This window comes from Caballeronia sp. LZ065 (assembly GCF_031450975.1).
Classification (GTDB): domain Bacteria; phylum Pseudomonadota; class Gammaproteobacteria; order Burkholderiales; family Burkholderiaceae; genus Caballeronia.
Genome location: NZ_JARUXV010000001.1, coordinates 631,606 through 653,166, shown reverse-complemented (window position 1 = coordinate 653,166; position 21,561 = coordinate 631,606). Strand labels below are relative to the sequence as shown.

Annotated in this window: 17 protein-coding genes; 2 read left to right on the top strand and 15 right to left on the bottom strand. The window is 64.3% G+C overall.

Annotated features, from left to right (window positions below):
• Nucleotides 1-32: 32 nt before the first annotated feature.
• A complete protein-coding gene (locus QCE63_RS03075) occupies nt 33-1,001 on the bottom strand; it encodes a LysR family transcriptional regulator (protein ID WP_309830420.1) in 969 nt (322 codons plus the stop codon).
• A gap of 89 nt (nt 1,002-1,090) precedes the next feature.
• Nucleotides 1,091-2,965, bottom strand: a complete 1,875-nt coding sequence (locus QCE63_RS03070) for an ABC transporter ATP-binding protein/permease (protein WP_309830418.1) — start codon at nt 2,963-2,965, stop codon at nt 1,091-1,093.
• 240 nt (nt 2,966-3,205) lie between these two features.
• On the opposite strand from QCE63_RS03070, the gene QCE63_RS03065 reads away from it, so the two are divergent.
• Nucleotides 3,206-3,601: an acyl-CoA thioesterase gene (locus tag QCE63_RS03065; RefSeq protein ID WP_309830416.1), complete on the top strand. Its 396-nt coding sequence runs from the start codon at nt 3,206-3,208 to the stop codon at nt 3,599-3,601.
• Nucleotides 3,602-3,607: 6 nt separating this feature from the next.
• On the opposite strand, the gene QCE63_RS03060 is transcribed toward QCE63_RS03065, so the two are convergent.
• Together QCE63_RS03060 and QCE63_RS03055 are read right to left on the bottom strand one after the other, a co-directional pair.
• Nucleotides 3,608-6,721 (bottom strand): EAL domain-containing protein, encoded by a 3,114-nt coding sequence (locus tag QCE63_RS03060; RefSeq protein ID WP_309830414.1) that lies wholly within the window; start codon nt 6,719-6,721, stop codon nt 3,608-3,610.
• A 194-nt stretch (nt 6,722-6,915) separates the two neighbouring features.
• Nucleotides 6,916-7,395, bottom strand: coding sequence for a nitrate reductase associated protein (locus tag QCE63_RS03055; protein WP_309830412.1), 480 nt, complete (start codon nt 7,393-7,395; stop codon nt 6,916-6,918).
• A gap of 188 nt (nt 7,396-7,583) precedes the next feature.
• Between QCE63_RS03055 and fdhD the strand changes: the two genes are divergently transcribed.
• Nucleotides 7,584-8,411, top strand: coding sequence for a formate dehydrogenase accessory sulfurtransferase FdhD (gene fdhD, locus QCE63_RS03050; protein WP_309830410.1), 828 nt, complete (start codon nt 7,584-7,586; stop codon nt 8,409-8,411).
• 6 nt (nt 8,412-8,417) lie between these two features.
• Here fdhD and QCE63_RS03045 read toward each other — a convergent pair whose 3' ends face one another.
• The 11 genes from QCE63_RS03045 to QCE63_RS02995 all read right to left on the bottom strand — a co-directional run bounded on the left by QCE63_RS03045 (nt 8,418) and on the right by QCE63_RS02995 (nt 21,555).
• Entirely contained in the window at nt 8,418-9,182 is a 765-nt protein-coding gene (locus QCE63_RS03045; protein WP_309830408.1) for an enoyl-CoA hydratase, read from the bottom strand.
• Between the two features lie 62 nt (nt 9,183-9,244).
• A complete protein-coding gene (locus QCE63_RS03040; RefSeq protein ID WP_309830407.1) occupies nt 9,245-10,444 on the bottom strand; it encodes an acetyl-CoA C-acyltransferase in 1,200 nt (399 codons plus the stop codon).
• Nucleotides 10,445-10,472: 28 nt separating this feature from the next.
• The gene (locus QCE63_RS03035) at nt 10,473-12,899 is read right to left on the bottom strand and encodes a 3-hydroxyacyl-CoA dehydrogenase/enoyl-CoA hydratase family protein (RefSeq protein WP_309830405.1); all 2,427 of its coding nucleotides are present in this window, start codon (nt 12,897-12,899) and stop codon (nt 10,473-10,475) included.
• Nucleotides 12,900-12,993: 94 nt separating this feature from the next.
• Nucleotides 12,994-14,781, bottom strand: coding sequence for an acyl-CoA dehydrogenase C-terminal domain-containing protein (locus QCE63_RS03030; protein WP_309830403.1), 1,788 nt, complete (start codon nt 14,779-14,781; stop codon nt 12,994-12,996).
• Between the two features lie 74 nt (nt 14,782-14,855).
• Entirely contained in the window at nt 14,856-15,527 is a 672-nt protein-coding gene (locus QCE63_RS03025) for a TetR/AcrR family transcriptional regulator (RefSeq protein WP_309830401.1), read from the bottom strand.
• A 269-nt stretch (nt 15,528-15,796) separates the two neighbouring features.
• Nucleotides 15,797-17,032 (bottom strand): phospholipase D-like domain-containing protein, encoded by a 1,236-nt coding sequence (locus tag QCE63_RS03020; protein WP_309833662.1) that lies wholly within the window; start codon nt 17,030-17,032, stop codon nt 15,797-15,799.
• 44 nt (nt 17,033-17,076) lie between these two features.
• The gene (gene nudB, locus QCE63_RS03015; protein ID WP_309830398.1) at nt 17,077-17,553 is read right to left on the bottom strand and encodes a dihydroneopterin triphosphate diphosphatase; all 477 of its coding nucleotides are present in this window, start codon (nt 17,551-17,553) and stop codon (nt 17,077-17,079) included.
• Between the two features lie 116 nt (nt 17,554-17,669).
• Nucleotides 17,670-19,472 carry an aspartate--tRNA ligase gene (gene aspS, locus QCE63_RS03010; protein WP_309830396.1) on the bottom strand — a complete coding sequence of 601 codons (1,803 nt, stop codon included), beginning with the start codon at nt 19,470-19,472 and terminating at the stop codon, nt 17,670-17,672.
• Between the two features lie 93 nt (nt 19,473-19,565).
• Nucleotides 19,566-20,228 carry a DUF502 domain-containing protein gene (locus tag QCE63_RS03005; RefSeq protein WP_309830393.1) on the bottom strand — a complete coding sequence of 221 codons (663 nt, stop codon included), beginning with the start codon at nt 20,226-20,228 and terminating at the stop codon, nt 19,566-19,568.
• 170 nt (nt 20,229-20,398) lie between these two features.
• Nucleotides 20,399-20,788 (bottom strand): zinc ribbon domain-containing protein, encoded by a 390-nt coding sequence (locus tag QCE63_RS03000; RefSeq protein WP_309830390.1) that lies wholly within the window; start codon nt 20,786-20,788, stop codon nt 20,399-20,401.
• Nucleotides 20,789-20,937: 149 nt separating this feature from the next.
• Entirely contained in the window at nt 20,938-21,555 is a 618-nt protein-coding gene (locus tag QCE63_RS02995; protein WP_309830388.1) for a methyltransferase domain-containing protein, read from the bottom strand.
• Between the last annotated feature and the right edge of the window lie 6 nt (nt 21,556-21,561).

Sequence of the window (21,561 nt, the reverse complement as noted above, 5' to 3'; positions counted from 1 at the left end):
GTCATGCGTTTCGTGCATAACGTATGCAAGGGTCACGTGCTGGCCGTTTCAGCGGCCTTGAGCAGCTCTTCGTTGACCGCGTCCCAGAGCGCGCGCATCAAGGCCTGACGTGGTTCCTCGCCTTGCGCCGCCAGCTTGTCGCGATACAGCCGGATGTCCATGGTCAACGTGAACTGGCCGGCCGACATGCCGCGCGTGCCCCGGTCGAGGCGGATGAGCCGGCCCTCCTCCACCGCGTCCTGCACAGCGCTATGCGGCAGGAAAGCGATACCGTGGCCCGCGATCGCCATCGCCTTCAGCCCTTCGGCCATGTCGGTTTCATAGACCTTGTCGAGATAGAGGCGTACCGCCGAGGTCGCGATGATCGTCTCGGTCATGCGTCCGAGGTACGCGTTCGGCGTATAGGACAGATACGGCACCGGCGACTCGGCGGACGCGGGCAGCGTGAAGCGCGCGCGGCCGCCTTTCGTCACCGCGGAGAACGGACTGATCGGTTCGGTGCCGAGCGTAAGCATGTCGTAGCGCGCGGGATCGAGCGCCACCGGATGGCTCGGATGGTGATAGCCCATCACCAGATCGCAGCCGCCTTCCACCAGCGACAGCACCGCGTCGTGCACGTTGAGCGCGCGCAGTCGGGTGCGAATGCGTCCGAGCCGCGCCTCGATATGTTCCAGCCAGCGGGGAAAGTACGTCAGCGACAGCGTATGCGGCACGGCGAACTCGATGGTCGCCGCTGGCACGCCGCCCTGTCCGCGCAACAGCGTGCGCGCCTCGTGGAACTGCGAGAGCATCGCGAGCGCCTGCTCGTAGAAGACCTGGCCGGCTTGCGTGAGCCGCGTCGGATAGACGGACCGGTCGATCAGTTCGGTACCGAGCCACGCTTCGAGCGCCTGGATGCGGCGTGAGAACGCGGGCTGCGTGATGTGCCGCAATTCAGCGGAGCGGCTGAAGCTGCGCGTCTCCGCGAGTGAAACGAAGTCTTCAAGCCATTTGAGTTCCATGCTTCGTCGTGCGCGCAATGCGCCTGTGGCAGCAAAACACGCATTTTATCGACACGCGGGCGACTCAGGCCCGCTGCTCACCGCGATCTTCAAACCCTCGCCGTATCCCGCTGATCGGCCGCTTCTCCCGCCTTTTGCTGCTGCAACGCCCACATCTGCGCGAAGAGACCGCCTGCATCGAGCAATTCGGCAAAGGTGCCGCGTTCCACGATGCGCCCGTGATCCATCACGATGATCTGCTGCGCATGCACGACCGTCGAGAGCCGGTGCGCAATGATCAGCGTGGTGCGCTCGCGCGCGATCGAATCCAGTTCGCGCTGAATGGCGCGCTCGGATTTCGAATCGAGCGCGGAGGTGGCTTCATCGAAGATCAGGATGGGCGGATTCTTGAGCAGCGTGCGCGCAATCGCGACGCGCTGCTTCTCGCCGCCCGACAGCTTCAGCCCGCGTTCGCCGACCGGCGTGTCGTAACCCGCAGGCAAAGCCTCGATGAAATCGTGGATATGCGCCGCGCGCGCCGCCGCGATCACTTCGTCGCGGCTCGCGGAAGGCCGTCCATACGCAATGTTGTAATAGATCGAATCGTTGAACAGCACCGTGTCCTGCGGCACGATGCCGATTGCCGCGCGCAGCGAATCCTGCGTGACGTCGCGAATATCCTGTCCGTCGATGCGGATGCTGCCGCCCTGCTCGCGGTCGAGATCGTAGAAGCGGAACAGCAGGCGTCCGAGCGTCGACTTCCCCGAGCCGCTGTGTCCGACCACCGCGGTCGTGGTGCCGGCGAGAATCGTGAAATCGACGTCATGCAGGATGGTCCGCGCGCGTTCGTAGGCGAAGCTCACATGCTCGAAGCGCACCTCGCCGCCGCGCACGGCGAGCGCGGGTGCATCCGGCGCGTCGGGCACTTCACGGCCCGCGCCGAGCAACGTGAACATGCGGTCCATGTCGGTCAGCGCCTGCTTGAGCTCGCGATACACGACGCCCAGGAAATTGAGCGGGATATAGAGCTGCAACATGAAGGTGTTGATCAGCACGAGGTCGCCGAGGGTCAGGCGCCCGGCCATCACGCCCTGCGTCGCTCGCCACAGGATGAACACGAGCCCGACGCCGATGATCGTCTGCTGGCCGAAGTTCAGCATCGACAGCGAGCGCTGCGACTTGATCGCGGCCGCGCGATAGCGCTGCAAATTCTCGTCGTAGCGGCGCGTTTCCCATTCTTCGTTGCCGAAGTACTTGACGGTCTCGTAGTTGAGCAGCGAGTCGATCGCGCGCGAATTCGCCTTCGAATCGAGGTCGTTCATCGTGCGGCGGTAGTGCGTGCGCCACTCGGTCACCTTCACGGTGAAGACGATGTAGGTCACCAGCGCGACCCCCGTGACGATCGCGTAATACGCCTCGTATTTGGTCACGAAGAACGCCAGCACGAGCCCGACTTCGACGATTGTCGGCAGGATGCTGTACAGCGAATAGGACACGAGTTGCTGGATGCCGCGCGTGCCGCGCTCGATGTCGCGCGACATGCCGCCCGTCTGCCGCTCCAGGTGAAAGCGCAGCGACAGCGCATGCAAATGCCGGAACACGCGCAACGCGAGTTGCCGCACGGCGCTTTCGGTGACCTTGGCAAACAGCAATTCGCGCAGTTCGGTGAACAGCGAGGTGGAGAGACGCGCGGCCGCATAGGCAACCACCAGCAGCCCGATGCCGCCGATCAGCACGATCCCCGGCGCATCCGTCGCGCGGCCGAGCGCGGTCAGATGCTGCACGGAAGACAGGCCATCGACGATCTTCTTCATCACGATCGGCACGCCCAGGTTTGCAACCTTCGCGCCGATCAGGCAAGTCAGCGCGAACGCGACGCGCCATCTGTACGTGGTGAGATAAGGCAGCAGCGAGCGAATCGTCTGCCAGTCGTTGCGCGGGCCCTGGTGCACAGGCCCGGGCTCTCGGTTGGACGTGCGGCGCATGAGTATCGTGGGGCAAGCGCGCCGCTTCCAGCCGGAATGCGGCGCCGGGTAACGCATCGGTCGTCGGGGCGGGAGCCGGTCTCGCGCAGGCTTTCCCGTACAATTTACGGCAAGCGCTTGGCGCCGCCGCAGGTTGCCGGGCGGCCGGAAGCGCATCCATCAATCGGCATTGTCGCAGAAGGCCCAAGGGGCCGCTTGCGCCGGCCGCCCGCTCCTCCCTCGCCAACCGGATACCCTGCCATGACCGACCAATCCAATCTTCCCCAGAAGCAGGTCGCGCTGCGCGTCGTGCCGCAACCCGCCGACGCCAACGTCCACGGCGACGTCTTCGGCGGCTGGATCATGGCGCAGGTGGACATCGCCGGCTCCATTCCCGCGAGCCGCCGCGCCAACGGACGCGTTGCGACCGTGGCGGTGAATTCGTTTCTCTTCAAGCATCCGGTGTTCGTCGGTGACCTGCTGAGCTTTTATGCCGACATCGTGAAGACGGGCAACACGTCGGTCACCGTGTCGGTCGAGGTCTATGCGCAGCGCATGAGCCTTGCCGAAGAAGTCGTCAAGGTGACGGAGGCAATGCTCACCTACGTCGCGACCGACCGCGACCGCCGTCCGCGCGTCCTGCCGCCCCTCGACTGACACGCGTCAGTTCGGCAGCACGCCTTGTTGCAAGAGGCCCGGAATCGCTTCGTGCGGCATCGGGCGCGAGAAGAAGTAGCCCTGCATTTCATCGCAGTCGCGTGCGCGCAGGAATTCGTGTTGCGCCGAGGTTTCGACGCCTTCCGCGATGACCTGCAAGTCCAGCGAATGCGCGAGCGCGATGATCGCCGAGGTGATGGTTTCGTCATCGCTCGACGCGCCGATGTCCGCGACGAACGAGCGGTCGATCTTCAGCCGGTGCACCGGAAAGCGCTTCAGATAGGACAGGCTTGAATAGCCGGTGCCGAAGTCGTCGATCGCAATGCCGATCCCCAGCGCGGACAACTCGGACAGCATCGTGATCGCCTCTTCGGCGTTGCGCATGATCGCGCTTTCGGTGAGTTCGAGTTCGAGATAGCGCGGCTCCAGTCCGGTTTCATCCAGCACGGACGTGACCAGACGCGCGATGTCGCGTTGCTGGAAATGCCGCGCCGACAGATTCACCGACACCCGCGCGGGCGGCAGGCCGGCATCCTGCCAGGCCTTGTTCTGGCGGCACGCCTCGCGCAGCACCCACTCCGACAGCGGCCCGATCAAGCCGCTTTCTTCCGCGACCGGAATGAATGACGCCGGCGACACCAGACCTTGCTCCGGGTCGTGCCAGCGCACGAGCGCCTCGATGCCGACGATCTGCCGCGTTGTCATGTCCACCTGCGGCTGATAGTGCAGCAGGAACTCGCCGTCGCGCAGCGCACGCCGCAGACGGCGTTCGAGGTTCATGCGCGCGCCGACGCTCGCATTCATCTCCGGCTGATAGAACTGATAGGTGTTGCGGCCCATGTCCTTTGCGCGGTACATCGCGAGGTCGGCCTTCTTCATCACCGTCTCGGCGTCGTCGCCGTCCTGCGGATAGAGACTCGCGCCCATGCTGCAACCCACATACAGCTCGGTGTCGTCGATCCACACCGGCTCCGAGATGGCCGCGCGGGTGCGCTCCATCCATGCAATCAGGCCGGCTTCGTCGGTCAGGTCGGGCAGCACGATCACGAACTCGTCGCCGCCGTGGCGCGCAACGGTGTCGCTCGTGCGCGCCGTGCGTGCGAGCCGTTCCGCGATCACCGCGAGCAAGCGGTCGCCGACGCTGTGGCCCAGGCTGTCGTTGACGTTCTTGAAGCCGTCGAGGTCCATGAACACGACCGCGATCTTCGTCTCGCGCCGCCGCGCCGCTTCGATGGCGTGCTGCAAGCGGTCCTTCAGCAGGTTGCGATTCGGCAGGCGCGTGAGCGTGTCGTAGTTCGCCTGGTATTCGAGCTCTTCCTGATAGCGCATCAGGTCGGTCACGTCGTTGATGATGCCGATGTGATGCGTCGTCAGTCCCTGCGCGTTCGGCACGGGCGCGACGAACAGCTGGTTCCAGAACAGCGCGCCGTCCTTGCGATAGTTGCGCACCACGACGCTCGCTTCGAGATTGACATCGAGCGCGCGGCGGATCGCGGTGAGCCCGTCCTGCTCGCCGTCCGGTCCATGCAGGAAGCGGCAATCCTGGCCGATCACCTCGCTCGGGTCGTAGCCGGTGATGCGCTTGAACGCCGGATTCGCATACTCGATGACATTCGCGCCGTCTATCACGCCCGTGATCAGGATGGCGTTGACGCTGGCGTCGAGCGCGCGGCTTTGCAGGCGCAGCGCCAGTTCGGCGCGCTTGTGGTCGGTGACGTCGTGATAGGAGCCGAGCACGCCGATGGTCTGCCCTTCGCCGTCGAGCAGCGGCAGCTTGCTGGTGACGAGCGTGCGCAACTGCTCGCCGATGACGATGTCGCGCTCGACGTGCATCTTGGGCACCGTCGTGACGATGACTTCTTCGTCGTCGGCGCGCACGAGGTCCGCCAGCGCGCCCCACGGCAATTCGTAATCCGTCTTGCCGATGACCTGCTCGTTGTACGCGAGACCCGCGTCGCGCGCGAAGGCGTTGTTGCAGCCGAGATAGCGCAGGTCGCGATCCTTCCAGAACACGCGTTGCGGAATATTGTCGATGACGGCTTCGAGCATCTCGTTCGAACGGCGCGCCTCGGCTTCCGCGTTGATGCGGTCGGTCACGTCGTTGGCCAGCATGAAGATGCCCGGCCGGTTCGAATACACGAGCGAGTGATGCGAGACATCGGCGGCGACGATGGAACCGTCCTTGCGCCGATAGCGCCACACCCCCGCCGACGCCTGTCCCGCGTTCGCCCGTTCGCCGGTCTCGCTGCCGCTGCGCGCGAGCCGGGCGGCGAAGCTGTCGAAGTCGTCGGCGTGATGCAGGTCGCGCAGCGTCATGCCCAGGAACGCCGGCTCGTCGAATCCGAAGTGTTCGAGTGCCGCCGGATTCACCGCGATGAAACGCATGGTCTCGCGATCGACGATCCACATCGGCACCGGATGCGCCTCGAACATGCTGCGAAAGCGCTCGTTGCTACGCTGCCGCGCCCGCTCGATGCCGAGCTTCTCGCGCGACTGGCGCTCGTTGTTGGCGAACAGATAAATGAGCACCGCGCTGCCGGCGAGCATCGTAAAGATCAGCAGCAGCATCGCGCCGCTGGAGGCCTGCGCGGATTCATCGAGCGCCGCGATGGTCGCGTTGTCGATTCTCGTGCGCACCGCCGACAGTTCTTCATCGACCGCCTGCTGGTCTTCGCCAAGTGTGACGAAGGCGGCGTCGGCCCAGGCGCGGGAAGCATCGGGAGGCGCATGACGGGCATGCTCGAATGCCTGATTGGCGTCGCGCCGCAGCACGGAAGCGCGCGCGGCAAGCGCCTCGAACGCGCTGCTCATGCCGGGCTCCGCCGAGGTCTGTGCGCGCAGGCCGCTCTCGAGCGCGGCGAGGTGAGCTTCGCGCTCCAGATGTTGCGCTTCGGTTTCGGCCAGGCCAGTGGCCTCGAAGCGGCTCAGCTCGGGCAGCGCCTCGCCAAGCGTGCTGCGGTAGGCGCCCAGATCGCGCATGAGGCTCATCGAGCGCAGGGTGTGCGCGTCGCTTTCGCGGAGTCCGCCAATGCGCTCGCAGGCGACGAAAGCGTTTGCGCCGAGCGCGGCCAGCACCACGGCGATGTTGACGAGCAAACCCCTGGAGAGGAAACGAGTCATGCGGCGGGCGTATCCCTTTGGTGCGCGCCGGACGCGCCTCGAAGAAACGCGCCCACGCGGTTGCGCGTTGTGAGAAACGCTCACATCGCGACTATTGGATAACGCCCAATATCGGCAGCAACGGCCCCGAATTTAGGGCTTGTTGCCGAATAATATGATCAATGCAGCAGCAAAACGTTTGCGAGCGCTCTTCGTCATTCGACGAGGCCAAACTCGTGCATGGCCGGCAGGAAGTCGTGATTGACCTTGTCCGTGTTACGCGAGAGTTTCGCCAGCGCATAACGCTGGAAACGGTCGAGTTTGCCCCAGTGCGACAGACTTGGCGCGCTCACGCCGCACAGGCTGCTTTGCCGGATGACGGTCTCGGGCACGGCATCGGCGTGGGCCCAGACCGGATCGGGATCGCGCTCGATCTTCTCGGGCGCGGTGTTCGCATGCGTCTTCATCATCTCTTCGAGCGCGAGGTCGAAGTTCTTCTCGACTTCGGCTTCGTCTTCGATGGGAAAGCGCGCAAGCAGCACGCGATCGTCATACGGAAGCTGCTGCCACTCGTCGAGCGTGATGCGCATGCCGAAGCGATCCAGGTTGAAGCGCACGGCAAGCGGAATGAAGCGCAGATTCTCCGAAGATTCGACTTCGAATCCAAAGAGTCGCGCGGCGTCATAAAGTCCCATAACAAGCCTCGTTGGATTGAGGGCGTGCGCGACGCGCAGTGCCGCCTTAAGTTATTGTAGGGCCTTGGAGCTGGCTGGAACCGTTGCAAACAAGCCGCTGGGCGCACCTTGAAAACGCGCGAACAGCAAGCACCGGCAGCAAGTCGCATACCCGACTTTACTCGAAGAAGCGGTCAGGAGCAGTAGAAGTGAGCCAACTCGAAACCGACGATCAACCCGGCTTCGTCGAGCGTCCGGTGCGCCGGCATCGCGCGGGCGCAAGCGCGGTGGCGGCCGACCAGGTCGGCCAGGAATGGCCGGTCGCGCTGGTGTACAACGGCATCTCGCACGCGGTCATGATGTGTACGCCGCGCGATCTCGAAGCGTTCGCCGTGGGCTTCTCGCTGACCGAGGGCATCATCGAACGCGGCAGCGACATGCATGACATCGAGGTCACTTTCCACGATCATGGCGACGTGCTGCCGCATGCCGAAGTGCAGCTGCAAGTCGTGCAGCAGTCGTTCATGGCGCTGAAGGACAAGCGTCGCGCCATGGCCGGCCGGACCGGCTGTGGCGTGTGCGGAATCGAAAGCATCGAGTTGCTGGATCTGCAACCCGAACGCGTGCCCGATACCGGTTTCCTCGCGCGTCTCGCACCCGATGCCATCGAACGCGCGGCGCGCGAACTGTCCGCGCATCAGGTGCTCTCGAAGCTGACGGGTGGCCTGCACGCCGCCGCGTGGTGCGATGAAACGGGCGCGATCCGCTGCGCGTTCGAGGACGTCGGGCGTCACAACGCGCTCGACAAGCTCATCGGCCATCTGGTCCTGCAGCGGCAGGACACGACGCAAGGCTTCGTGTTCCTGTCGAGCCGCGCGAGCTACGAGCTCGTGCGCAAGTCGGCGCGCGTCGGCGTGCCGATGATCGCGACCATCTCCGCGCCTACGTCACTGGCCATCGCCATCGCGAAACAGGCGGGCTTGCGGCTCGTCAGCTTCGCGCGCGAAAACAGCTTCGTCGAATACGACGTCGAGTAAAGCGGCTCACTCGAACTGGCTGAAGTTCGGTTTGCGCTTCTCGAAGAACGCCTGGAACGCCTCGCGGGCCTCGGGCGCGGCCAGCATGCGGGAGAAATGCGCCGCTTCGTCTGCCATGCGCGCGGTCACTTCGCCGGACTGCGCGCCCTTCATCAGCGACTTGGTCACGCGCAGCGACGACGCCGGCAGCAACGCGAGCCGCCTCGCTTTTTCAAAGGCATAGGCGTCGAGTTGCGCGGCATCGATTGCGCCGTTCACGAAGCCCATCGCGATTGCCTCGTTCACGTCGAACGCCTCGCCCAGCAGCAGCTTTTCCGCCGCGCGCTGATAGCCCGCGACGCGCGGCAACAGCAGGCTCGACGCCGCCTCCGGACACAGGCCGAGCTGTGCGAACGGCAGCGAGAACTTCGCGTTCGGACTGCCGTAGACGAGATCGCAATGCAGGAGCATCGTCGTGCCGATGCCCACCGCCGTGCCGCCCACCGCCGCGACCAGCGGCTTGGGGAAGGCGCTCAGGCGCCGCAGGAACTGGAACACGGGCGCGTCGAGGCCCTTGGGCGGATCGTTGAGGAAGTCGTCGAGATCGTTGCCCGCGCTGAAGACGCCGCCGTTCGCGCGAAGCAGCGCCGCGCGCACGGTCGGGTCCATCTCGGCTTCATACAGGCCATCGGCCATTTCCTGATACATCGGCGCGGTGATCGCGTTCTTCTTGTCCGGACGATTGAGCACGATGCTCAGCACGCCGTCCGCGCGTTCGATCTGAATCTCCATGCGCTGTCTCCTTGTACCGTGCGCGAGCCTTTGAACGACCCCCGGCTCGCGCACCGTTCGCGTCAAAGCCGTTCGATGATCCCCGCCGCGCCCATGCCGGTGCCGACGCACATCGTCACCATGCCGTACTTCAGGTTGCGCCGGCGCAGGCCGTGGACGACCGTCGCCGCGCGAATCGCGCCGGTCGCGCCAAGCGGATGGCCCAGCGCGATCGCGCCGCCGAGCGGATTGACCTTCGTGGTGTCGAGACCGAGATCGCCGATCACCGCGAGCGCCTGAGCGGCGAAGGCCTCGTTCAGTTCGATCCAGTCGAGATCGTCCTGCTTCAGGCCCGCAGCTTTCAGCGCGGCCGGAATGGCTTCCTTCGGCCCGATGCCCATGATTTCCGGCGGCACGCCGCGCACCGCGAAGCTGACGAAGCGCGCGAGCGGCGTCAGGTTGAACTGCTTCAGGATCTTCTCCGACACGACGATCAGCGCGCCCGCGCCGTCCGACGTCTGCGAACTGTTGCCGGCCGTGACCGAGCCCTTGTTGGCGAACACCGGACGCAGTTTGCCGAGTCCTTCCACCGAGGTCTCGGCGCGCGGACCTTCGTCGAGTGCGATCTCGCGCGCGTTGATGCGCACCTGGCCCGAGGCCAGATCCGGAAAGCGCTCGTTGAGCGTGTAGGCGGCGATTTCGTCGGCGAATTCGCCCGCCTGCTGTGCAGCCAGCGCGCGCCGATGCGACTCCGCCGCGAACGCGTCCTGCGCCTCGCGGCTCACCTTCCAGCGCTCCGCGACCTTCTCCGCCGTCAGACCCATGCCGTACGCGATGCCGACGTCCTCATTGCGCTCGAAGATATGCGGCGACAGCGAGGGCTTGTTGCCCATCATCGGCACCATGCTCATCGATTCGCAGCCGCCCGCGATCATCGCATCGGCCTCGCCGACACGAATGCGGTCGGCCGCCATGGCGAGCGCCGTCAGGCCGGACGCGCAGAAGCGGTTCACCGTGACGCCGCCGACCGTATTCGGCAGGCCCGCCAGCAACGCGCCCATGCGCGCCACGTTGAGGCCTTGCTCGGCCTCGGGAATCGCGCAACCGATGATGGCGTCCTCGATCACGCTCATATCGAGTCCAGGCACTTGCGTGACGGCGTTTTTGATCGCGTGGACCAGCAGTTCGTCCGGACGCGTGTTCTTGAACACGCCGCGCGGCGCCTTGCCGATCGGCGTGCGGCTCGCGGCGACGATGTATGCGTCTTGCAGTTGTTTGCTCATTGTGTGCAGCTCCTGTATGTCGCGCGCGTCAGTTACGGACCGGCTTGCCGGTCTGCAACATGCCCATGATCCGCTCCTGCGTCTTCTGCGTGCCGAGCAGGTCGACGAAGGCGCGGCGCTCGAGCGCGAGGAGCCATTCCTCGTCGACGAGACTGCCTGCCTCCACTTCCCCGCCGCACACCGCTTCCGCGATGCGGCTCGCGATCAGATAGTCGTGTTCGCTGATGAAGCGGCCGTCGCGCATGTTGACAAGCGACGCCTTGATCGTCGCGATTGCCGAGCGCCCCGCCACCGGCACCTGCTTCACGCGCAACGGCGGCCGGTAGCCGGCATCGCTCAACGCGCGCGCTTCCTTCTTCGCAATGTCGAGCAACTCGTGCACGTTGAAGACGATGGTGTCGGTGGGCTTCAGATAGCCCATTGCGCGGGCGTCGAAGGCGGAGGACGAGACTTTCGCCATCGCCGCGTTTTCGAATGGCTTCTGCAGAAACTTGAGCAGATCGCTGGTGGCATTGACGGCGGCCGCCGCCTCCGCCGCGCGCAACGCCGCTTCCTTCAGGCCGCCGCCCGCCGGCACCAGGCCGACGCCCACTTCAACCAGCCCGATATAGCTCTCGACGTGCGCCACGCGCTTCGCCGACTGCAACAGCAGCTCGCAGCCGCCGCCCAGCGCGAGGCCCGACACCGCCGCCACCACCGGCACGTTCGCGTACTTCACGCGCAGCATGCCTTGCTGGAACTTCGCGACGAACGGCTCGATGCCCTTGGCGCCGCCCATCATGAACGCCGGCATCGCCTCTTCGAGATTCGCGCCCGCCGAGAACGGGCCGCCCGGCGCGCCGAGCTGCAGCGAGGTCGGCTGCCAGATCACCACGCCGCGATACGCCTTCTCGGCGAGTTCGATGGACTGCGTAAGGCCGTCGATCACACCCGGCCCGATCGTGTTCATCTTCGTCTTGAACGAGACGATCACGATGTCGCCCTGATCGCTGTCGAGCCACGCGCGCACGCTCTCGGTCTCGAACAGCGTCTTGCCGTAGGTCTTCGGATCGGCGCCGGTCTCGCCGACCAGCGGCGCGCGAAACACCTGCTTGCCGTAGACGGGCAGCGTCGAGCGCGGTTCGAACCGCTTCGAGCTGGGCGACCACGAGCCTTCGTCCGAATGCACGCCCTTCTCCGCGACGGGGCCGTCGAGCACCCATGCCGGCAGCGGCGCGTTCGAGAGCGCCTTGCCCGCATCGATGTCTTCCTGCACCCAGCGCGCGACCTGCTGCCAGCCCGCCGCCTGCCAGCTCTCGAACGGCCCCTGGTTCCAGCCGAAGCCCCAGCGGATCGCGAGATCGACGTCGCGCGCGTTGTCCGCGATCGATTCCAGATGCACCGCGATGTAGTGGAACACGTCGCGGAAGATCGCCCACAGGAATTGCGCCTGCTGGTTGTCGGTCTCGCGCAGCAGCTTGAAGCGCTCGGCCGGCGGACGCTTGAGAATGCGGCCGATCAGCTCGTCGGCCTTCGCGCCGCCCTCGACGTATTGCGCCGTCTTCGGATCGAGCACCTTGATCGACTTGCCTTCCTTGCGATAGAAGCCCGCGCCCGTCTTCTGACCGAGCGCGCCGTTCTTCACGAGCGCTTCCAGCACGGGCGGCGTCTTGTAGACGGCGAAGAACGGGTCGTCCGGCAGGTTGTCCTGCATCGTCTTGATGACGTGCGCCATGGTGTCGAGCCCGACGACATCCGCCGTGCGGAAGGTCGCCGACTTGGCGCGGCCAAGACGCGCGCCGGTGAGGTCGTCGACTTCGTCGAAACGCAGGCCGAACTTCTCCGCTTCCGCGATCACCGCGAGAATCGAAAACACGCCGACGCGGTTCGCAATGAAATTCGGCGTGTCCTTCGCGCGCACCGCGCCCTTGCCGATCACGCTCGTCAGGAAGGTTTCGAGCTGGTCGAGAATGGCGGGTTGCGTCGCCGCGGTCGGGATCAGTTCGACCAGATGCATGTAGCGCGGCGGATTGAAGAAATGCACGCCGCAGAAGCGCGCCTTCAGCTCATCCGAAAAGCCCTCCGACAACGCCGTGATCGACAGGCCCGAGGTGTTGCTCGCGAAGATCGCGTGCGGCGCGAGGTGCGGCGACACCTTCTTGTAGAGATCGTGCTTCCAGTCCATGCGCTCGGCAATCGCCTCGATCACGAGATCGCACTCGGCGAGCCTGGCGATGTCGTCATCGTAGTTCGCCGGCTCGATGTAGTGCGCGTCTTCCTTGATGCCGAACGGCGCCGGCGACAGCTTCTTCAGGTTCTCGATGGCCTTCAGCGCAATGCCGTTCTTCGGGCCTTCCTTCGCGGGAAGATCGAAGAGCAGGACGGGCACGCGCGCGTTGATCAGGTGCGCGGCAATCTGCGCGCCCATCACGCCCGCGCCGAGCACGGCGACTTTGCGAATGTTGAGGGTGCTCACGGGTAAGCCTCCGGGATGACGGGTTTGCTTCGAAATGAAAGGCGTGGCGCACGCCGCGTTCCATCAGGGATCTCGCGGCGTGCGTGAGACTCGCTCAGAACAGCGCTTCGTCGTAGTCCATCATCGGCTTGGCGCCGGCGCGCGCGGCGCGGATGGTCGAAGCCGTTTCCGGCAGCAGCTTGGCGTAATAGAAACGCGCGGTGGCGAGCTTGGCCTTGTAGAAGGCATCGCCCGATGCGGCGTTGTCCAGCGCGACGCGCGCCATGCGCGCCCAGAAGTACGAGAACACCAGATGGCCGACCGTGCGCAGATACGGCACCGCGGCCGCGCCCACTTCGTCGGGGTTCTGCATCGCCTTCATGCCGATTTCCATCGTGAGTTTCTGCACCTTTTCGCCGATATCCGCGAGCGGGTTGATAAACTCCTGCATCTCCGGCTTCACGCCTTCCTGCTCGACGAAATCCGCCACCAGCTTGCCGAAGCGCTTGAGCTTCTCGCCCATGTCGCCCAGGATCTTGCGGCCGAGCAGGTCGAGCGCCTGAATGGAATTCGTGCCCTCGTAGATCATGTTGATGCGCGCGTCCCGCACGTACTGCTCCATGCCCCATTCGGAAATGAAGCCATGGCCGCCGTAGATCTGCATGCCCATGTTCGTGCCTTCAAAGGCGTTGTCGGTCAGGAAGGCCTTGATGACCGGCGTCAGCAGCGCGACAAAATCCGCGGCCTCGCGGCGCACGGCTTCGTCCGAATGGGAGAGCTCCTTGTCGATGTTCAGCGCCGCCCAGTAGCTGAACGCGCGGCCCGCTTCGGCATAGGCCTTTTGGGTGAGCAGCATGCGGCGCACGTCGGGATGCACGATGATCGGATCGGCGGGCTTGTCCGGCGCCTTCGGGCCGGTCAGCGAGCGCATTTGCAGACGCTCCTTCGCGTACACGAGCGAGTTCTGATACGCGACTTCAGTGAGGCCGAGCCCCTGCATGCCGACGCCCAGGCGCGCGGCATTCATCATCACGAACATCGCGTTCAAGCCTTTGTTTTCTTCTCCGACGAGCCAGCCCTGCGCGCCGTCGAGATTCATCACGCAGGTCGCGTTGCCGTGAATGCCCATCTTGTGCTCGATCGAGCCGCACTTGATGCCGTTGCGTGCACCCGGCGCACCGCTCGCGTCCGGCACGAATTTGGGCACGATAAAGAGCGAGATGCCCTTGGTGCCCGTCGGCGCGCCCGGCAGACGCGCCAGCACCAGATGGACGATGTTCTCGGCCATGTCGTGCTCGCCGCTCGAAATGAAGATCTTCGTGCCGGTGAGCGCGAAGGAGCCGTCGGCGTTCGGTTCGGCCTTCGTGCGCAGAATACCGAGGTCCGTTCCGCATTGCGGTTCGGTCAGGCACATCGTGCCAGTCCATACGCCCGAGACGAGCTTCGTCAGATACACCGATTTCTGCTCCGGCGTGCCATGTGCATGCAGGCATTCGTATGCGCCGTGCGACAGGCCCGGGTACATCGTCCAGGCCTGATTCGCGGAGTTGAGCATCTCATAGAGCGCGTTGTTGACGAACGCGGGCAGACCCTGGCCGCCATACTCGGGATCGCAGCCCAGTGCCGGCCAGCCGGCCTCCACGTACTGCCGGTAGGCTTCCTTGAAACCCGCCGGCGCCTTCACGACGCCGTCGCCCTCGTAGGTGCAGCCTTCGCGATCGCCGCTCTGGTTGAGCGGAAACACCACTTCCGAGCAGAACTTGCCGGCTTCCTCGAGCACCTGGTTAATGGTGTCGGCGTCGAGGTCCGCATGGCTGGGCATGCTTTTCAGTTCGGCTTCGACGTTCAGCACTTCGTGCAGCACGAATTGCATGTCGCGAAGGGGGGCGGCGTACTGTCCCATGAGTCTCTCCAGTTTTCGAGGCTTCTCGTTGCGCGCCGCCGGACCGCTCAAGCCTGTGTTTCCGTGCGGCGCCGCTAACGCGTGTCGGTGTGTTGCGAAGTCAGATTGACCGTCACGTTCGCGCCGGGCAGCATCCCGGCTTCGGCAGGCGTACGCGGCAACTGATACGAGACGATCGTTTTTTCCAGCGCGTCCCGCGTCAGTTGCACGGCTTCCGGAAGATGCAGGAAGCGCGCGTCGTGATGCAGGCCGAGCGTAAAGCTGTACAGCTCGAAAAGCATCAGTTGCGGATCGGTCTCCGGCTTCAGATGCCCCTCGTCCTTCGACTGGCGGATCGCGCGCAACAACGCCTCGCGCCACATGCTCACGCTGTGCACCAACTGCTCGCGCACCGCGCTCGCGGCACGGTCGTCGTACTCGACCGCCCCGCTGATATAGATACAACCCGTGGTCACTTCCTGGATGCGCTTTTCCATCCAGCGATTCATCATCGCGCGCAAACGCGGCAGGCCGCGTGCTTCGCGCAGGCTCGGAAAGAACACTTCATCCTCGAAGCGCCGGTGGTACTCGCGCACCACCTCCACCTGCAAATCCTCGCGCGACCCGAAATGCGCAAACACACCGCTCTTGCTCATCTGCATCCGCTCGGCCAGAAGGCCGATGGTCAGCCCTTCCAGACCGTCCCGACTCGCCAAGTCCAGCGCTGCGTCGAGAATCGCGGCCCGCGTCTGTTCGCCTTTTCGCATGATGTCCCTACCGTTCTTATGTGACCCGTGAAATCGAACGGCCGTTCTATTATTATGGCCGGACCGAGGTGAAACAAGCAATTTTTTAGAAACGCGAATCTAAAAACAGTCGAGCGATGTCTTTAGGATAAGTCTCAACATTGCCCGCGCACATTGTCGCGTTTTAAATACGGACTGCCTGTAAGTGACTGCCCGAGTTCCCAGTTCGTGGGAGCCACGTGCGCGTTTCTAAAATAGATATTCTTGCGCAATCGTTGTGAAATGGCAGATTAATCGTACTGCCCGATGGTGATGACCTTCATCATCAGACGATACGTGTTATAGGCAAACCAATTAAGCACGCGCTCCGTAATGGGACGCGCCACATAATGTTTTTCGTCGATGCGCCGGCCTTCGTCGAAGGCTTTAAGAATCGCGTCGTGCAATCCTGCGATTTCAGGATGATTGACGAGCACCATGTTGGCTTCGTTGTTGAGCACGAGCGAGAGCGCGTCGAGGTTCGATGAGCCGATGGTCGCCCAGTCTGCATCGACCACGGCGACCTTGCCGTGCAGCATGGTCTTCTCGTACTCCGCGATTCGCACGCCGTGTTTCAACAGATTGCCGTAGAGAAACGGCGTCGCGTAATCGAGCGCGACGAACTCCTTGCGCCCGATCACCAGCGACACGCGCACGCCTCGTTTCGCTGCATACACGAGCGCGCGGCGCAGCCGGCGGCCCGGCATGAAATAAGGATTCGCAAGCAACACTTCGCGTTCAGCGTGGGCGATGGCGCGCAAATAGGCTTTTTCGATGGCGCGCCGGTTCAGCAGATTGTCGCGCGCGACGAACGCCACGCACGGCCGGTCCACTGCATGGATCTCGCCGAGACGCGCGCGCCGGCGCGCCACCATCGCGCGCTTCGCGCTCCAGCGGCTCGGCTGCGCCTCGGGTTCGCAGCCCGGCGGCGTTTCCTTTTGCGGCGGCTTCACGCCGAGCCGGATGCGCTGCCATTGCGTCTCGAACGCCTCGCGCACGTCTTTCACGACCGGTCCTTGCGCTTCCATCGCAAAGTCCCAGCGCGGACGTTCCAGTTGCGTGCCGTTCTGGTCGTAATCGTCGACGATGTTGATGCCGCCGCAATACGCGTAAGTGTCGTCGATCAGCGCGAGCTTGCGATGTGTGCGCGACCAGCCCTGCGGCCCGAACAGCAGATGCGGGTTGTAGATGCGATGCTCGACGCTCCGTTCTTGCCACAGCGTGAACATCGGCAGCTTGCTTTCGGTGCCGATGCCGTCCGTGATCACGCGCACCTTGACGCCTCGGTCCGCGGCGCGGATGAGCGCGTCGGACACGGCGCGGCCGATGTCGTCGTTGGCGAAGATGTAGGTTTCGAGCGAGACCGAATGGCGCGCCGCGTCGATGCGTTCGATCAGCGCCGGAAAGAACTGCACGCCGCCCTTGAAGATGCGCACGTGGTTGCCGGCGGTAAAGCAGAAGCGCGACGGGCGACGCCCGGAGAACATGGCCTGGCGGAGCCGTTTGAAACTGCGCGTGGGACGCACGCCGATCATCGGTTATGCGCCGCGAGGCGTTCGGGCAATTGCAGGATCGCTTCCCGGTTCGACCACGAGAAACAGGCGTCGGCGGCCTCGCGCAACGGCAACCAGCGGTGCGCGGTGTGTTCGCGCGGGGCGAGGATCACTTCGAGACAATGCGGCACGAGCAGGCTGAACTGATGCTCGGTGTTGCGCGTGACGCCTTCCGCATAGCGATGCCGCCACTGCGGATAGATGTCGTACTGGATGCTGTGATGCCAGTCGAGCAGCGCCCGCTCCGGCACGAGACTGCCGCCGATCACGATGCCCGTCTCTTCCTCCACCTCGCGCGCGGCGGTTTCCGCGAACGGCTCGTCAAGGCGGTCCTTCGAGCCCGTCACCGATTGCCAGAAACCCTTGTGATCCGCGCGCTCGATGACGAGCACATCGAGCTCCGGTGTATGAATGACGACCAACACGGATTCGGGGATTTTGGGCGGCTTCTGCATGTCGGTGTGAACGCGTTGCTCTGTTTTGTCTTTGGCCCAAAGACTGTAACGCAAAAAGTAAAAAAGGCGCATTGAGCGCCTTTTTCATCACATCGACAAAGTCACGTGCTTCGTGCTTAGTGTGCTTTCTGCTCCGGCTGACGCAGACGGATGTGCAACTCACGCAGCTGGCGCTCGTCGACTTCGCTCGGCGCCTGCGTGAGCAGATCCTGCGCGCGCTGCGTCTTCGGGAAGGCGATGGTGTCGCGGATCGAATCGGCGCCGGACATCAGCGTGACCACGCGGTCCAGACCAAACGCGATACCGCCATGCGGCGGCGCGCCGTACTGCAGCGCGTCGAGCAGGAAGCCGAACTTCAGGCGCGCTTCCTCAGCGCTGATCTTCAGCGCGCGGAACACCTTGCTCTGCACGTCTTCCTGGAAGATCCGCACCGAACCGCCGCCGATTTCCCAGCCGTTCAGCACCATGTCGTAGGCCTTCGCAAGGCAGCGGCCCGGGTCCGTTTCCAGATACTCGAGATGCTCGTCCTTCGGGCTCGTGAACGGGTGATGCGCGGCCACGTAGCGATTCTCTTCCTCGTCGTATTCGAACATCGGGAAGTCGATGACCCACAGCGGCTTCCAGCCGGTTTCGAGCAGGCCGGTCGAACGGCCGAATTCCGAATGGCCGATCTTCAGGCGCAGCGCGCCCAGGCTGTCGTTCACGACCTTCGCGCGATCCGCCGCGAAGAAAATGATGTCGCCGTTCTGCGCGCCGGTGCGCTCCATGATGGCGGCCAGCGCCGCGTCATGCAGGTTCTTGACGATCGGGCTTTGCAGGCCGTCGCGGCCGCGCGTCGTGTCGTTGACCTTGATCCACGCGAGACCCTTCGCACCGTAGATGCGCACGAACTCCGTGTAACCGTCGATATCGCCACGCGACAGCTCGCCGCCCTTCGGCACGCGCAGCGCCGCGACGCGGCCGTCCTTCGAGTTGGCCGGCATGCTGAACACCTTGAAATCCACGTCCTTCACGGCATCCGTGAGGTCCGCGAATTCGAGCTTCACGCGCAGGTCGGGCTTGTCCGAGCCGAAGCGGCGCATCGCTTCCGAGTACAGCATGACCGGGAACTGCTCCGGCAGCGCGACGTCCATCGTTTCCTTGAAGACGTGGCGGATCATGTTCTCGAACAGATCGCGGATTTCCTGTTCCGTAAGGAACGACGTTTCGCAATCGATCTGCGTGAATTCCGGCTGACGGTCGGCGCGCAGGTCTTCGTCGCGGAAGCACTTGGTGATCTGGTAGTAACGGTCGAAGTTCGCAACCATCAGCAGCTGCTTGAACAGCTGCGGCGACTGCGGCAACGCGAAGAACTGGCCCGCGTTCACACGCGACGGCACCAGGTAGTCACGTGCGCCTTCCGGCGTGCTCTTGGTGAGCATCGGCGTTTCGATGTCGATGAAGCCTTGCTCGTCCAGATACTTGCGCACTTCCATCGCGACGCGATAACGCAGGCGCAGGTTCTTCTGCATCTGCGGACGGCGCAGGTCGAGCACGCGATGCGTGAGGCGCGTGGTTTCCGACAAATTATCGTCATCGAGCTGGAACGGCGGCGTCACCGACGCGTTCAGCACGGTGAGTTCATGGCACAGCACTTCGATCTTGCCGCTCGTCAGGTTCGCGTTCACCGTGCCTTCGGGACGGTTGCGCACGACGCCCTTCACCTGCACGCAGAACTCGTTGCGCACGCCTTCGGCGACCTTGAACATGTCGGCGCGGTCCGGGTCGCAGACGACCTGGACAAGCCCTTCACGATCGCGCAAGTCGATGAAGATAACGCCGCCGTGATCGCGACGGCGATGCACCCAGCCGCACAGCGAGACGGTTTGACCCAGGCGGGCCTCGGTCACCAGACCGCAGTATTCAGATCGCATCGACATGATGTTGTGTCTTTCGTTGTTCGTTGATCAACGGCTCGCGCGTTCGGGTCTCGCTCTTTCGCTCGGCGGACTCACGGTGCGCGCGCGCCGGCATTACATCGGCGGCTCGGTGGGGCGGCGGACAGGCGCTACCTGCGCCGGCGCGCTCGGCGCGGGGGCCACCACGCCCATCGAGACGATGTACTTCAGTGCGGCGTCGACGGTCATGTCCAGTTCGACGACCTCGCTTTTCGGCACCATCAGGAAGAAGCCGGATGTCGGGTTCGGCGTGGTCGGGACATAGACGCTCACGTGTTCTTCATCGAGATGATTGAGCACGTCGCCGCCCGGAATCCCGGTGAGAAAACCGATGGTGTACGAGCCCTTGCGCGGGTATTCGATCAGCAGCGCCTTGCGGAAGGCATTGCCGCTCGATGACAGCAGCGTGTCCGACACCTGCTTCACGCTCGTGTACAGCGGGCCGACCACGGGAATGTGCCGCAGGACGGCGTCCCACCATCCGACGAGCTTCTGCCCGACAAAGTTCTGTGTCAGCAGCCCGACGATGAAGATAAAAGCCAGCGTCAGCACCGCGCCGACGCCCGGCAGATGGAACCCGACAACGCGTTCCGGCTGCCAGGCCTGCGGCAGCAGCAACAGCGTCTGATCCATGGTGCCGATGACAAGGCCCAGCACCCAGAGCGTAATGGCAAGCGGAACCAGCACCAGGAGGCCGGTGAGGAACACGGATTTCAGCGTAGTCTTTTTCGTCGTCATTTACACGGGGCGAAGGCTGCGCCGGCTCTCGAAAACAGGGGAGATTCGGCTTGGCGGGCGAGCCGCGCCCGGTGGAGCGCGCTCGGCGAGGTCACTGCAAGGCTTCGGACTGCACGGCGCGCCGGCTGGCCCATCAGGTTTGGGCCGCTCGGGCGGTGCAGGTGGCGTTCTCAGGCGGCGCTGCCCGACGAAGCGGACGTGCCCGCCGCAGGCTTGGCCGTTTCTGATGCCGAAGCTGCGCTTGCCGGAGCGGCCGTGCCGCCGCCGGACACCGCGCCGCCTTCCGCTTTCGACGCCGAAGCGTCCGATCCGTTCGCACTGGCGGCGGTCGATTCGGCGTTATCGCTCTTGCCGTTGTTGCCCTTGCCGCTGCCGTTGCCGCCGCGGAAATCGGTGACGTACCAGCCCGAGCCCTTCAGCTGGAAACCAGCGGCGGTCACTTGCTTCGAAAACGAGTCCTTTCCGCACGCGGGACACTGCGTGAGCGGCGGATCGCTCAGTTTGCGCAATACATCTTTTTCGTGGCCGCAGTCTGCGCAGCGGTAGGCGTAAATCGGCATGGCACTCTTCCTACAATGATCTTTCGACGCTTGCAAAGCCTTGAATTATAGCCGCAAACCAATATTGCCCCGCGACTTTCAGGAAGCCGGGACGCGACGTGAGCCGGCTGGTAGATCTGGGTCGATACGGCGAATTCAAGGGCCGAGGATCAGGAACGCCGCCAGGTCATCCAGCGTTCGCGGCCCGCAAATACAGGAATCGAGTCGCCGACCTCGCGCTCTTCGATCAGCTCGAAGTGCGGCGAGAGCAGCGCGTCCAGTTCGCCACGCTCGATGCCGAACGGCGGCCCTTTCGGCGTCGCGCCAATGAAGAAGAAGCCGGCGAGCAGCGCGCCGGGCGTCAGCAGCGCGGCCATCCGCTCGGCGTAATCCCGCCAGCGATCGCGCGGCAGAGCACAGAGAAAGGCGCGCTCGTACATCCAGTCGATGGCAAATGGCGGCTGATAAGCGAAGAAGTCCGCCTGTTCCACCGCCGCCGCGTGCGCACCGAGTAGCTTGCGCGCGGCGTCGACCGCGCCCGGTGCGAAATCGATCGCCCGGACCGGCCAGCCGCGTTCCGCGAGATACAGCACCTCATACGCGCTGCCGCAGCCCGGAATCAGCACATTCTGCGCATCGCGCGCCGCGACGAAAGTCTTGAACGCCTCGGGAACGCCGGACTGGTCCCACGGCATGAAGCGCTCGGCGAAACGCTCGTCCCAGAAACTGGGCGAGTTCGGATCGCGGTTCTCGAAGTCCGGAACGGCAGGCTGGGTCGGATCGCTCATGATGAG

What these genes read in the sequence shown, in the direction of transcription:
- QCE63_RS03075 (WP_309830420.1), bottom strand. Translation starts at nt 1,001, where the DNA reads ATGGAACTCAAATGGCTTGAAGACTTCGTTTCACTCGCGGAGACGCGC.
- QCE63_RS03070 (WP_309830418.1), bottom strand. Translation starts at nt 2,965, where the DNA reads ATGCGCCGCACGTCCAACCGAGAGCCCGGGCCTGTGCACCAGGGCCCG.
- QCE63_RS03065 (WP_309830416.1), top strand. Translation starts at nt 3,206, where the DNA reads ATGACCGACCAATCCAATCTTCCCCAGAAGCAGGTCGCGCTGCGCGTC.
- QCE63_RS03060 (WP_309830414.1), bottom strand. Translation starts at nt 6,721, where the DNA reads ATGACTCGTTTCCTCTCCAGGGGTTTGCTCGTCAACATCGCCGTGGTG.
- QCE63_RS03055 (WP_309830412.1), bottom strand. Translation starts at nt 7,395, where the DNA reads ATGGGACTTTATGACGCCGCGCGACTCTTTGGATTCGAAGTCGAATCT.
- QCE63_RS03045 (WP_309830408.1), bottom strand. Translation starts at nt 9,182, where the DNA reads ATGGAGATTCAGATCGAACGCGCGGACGGCGTGCTGAGCATCGTGCTC.
- QCE63_RS03040 (WP_309830407.1), bottom strand. Translation starts at nt 10,444, where the DNA reads ATGAGCAAACAACTGCAAGACGCATACATCGTCGCCGCGAGCCGCACG.
- QCE63_RS03030 (WP_309830403.1), bottom strand. Translation starts at nt 14,781, where the DNA reads ATGGGACAGTACGCCGCCCCCCTTCGCGACATGCAATTCGTGCTGCAC.
- QCE63_RS03025 (WP_309830401.1), bottom strand. Translation starts at nt 15,527, where the DNA reads ATGCGAAAAGGCGAACAGACGCGGGCCGCGATTCTCGACGCAGCGCTG.
- QCE63_RS03020 (WP_309833662.1), bottom strand. Translation starts at nt 17,032, where the DNA reads ATGTTCTCCGGGCGTCGCCCGTCGCGCTTCTGCTTTACCGCCGGCAAC.
- nudB (WP_309830398.1), bottom strand. Translation starts at nt 17,553, where the DNA reads ATGCAGAAGCCGCCCAAAATCCCCGAATCCGTGTTGGTCGTCATTCAT.
- aspS (WP_309830396.1), bottom strand. Translation starts at nt 19,472, where the DNA reads ATGTCGATGCGATCTGAATACTGCGGTCTGGTGACCGAGGCCCGCCTG.
- QCE63_RS03005 (WP_309830393.1), bottom strand. Translation starts at nt 20,228, where the DNA reads ATGACGACGAAAAAGACTACGCTGAAATCCGTGTTCCTCACCGGCCTC.
- QCE63_RS03000 (WP_309830390.1), bottom strand. Translation starts at nt 20,788, where the DNA reads ATGCCGATTTACGCCTACCGCTGCGCAGACTGCGGCCACGAAAAAGAT.
- QCE63_RS02995 (WP_309830388.1), bottom strand. Translation starts at nt 21,555, where the DNA reads ATGAGCGATCCGACCCAGCCTGCCGTTCCGGACTTCGAGAACCGCGAT.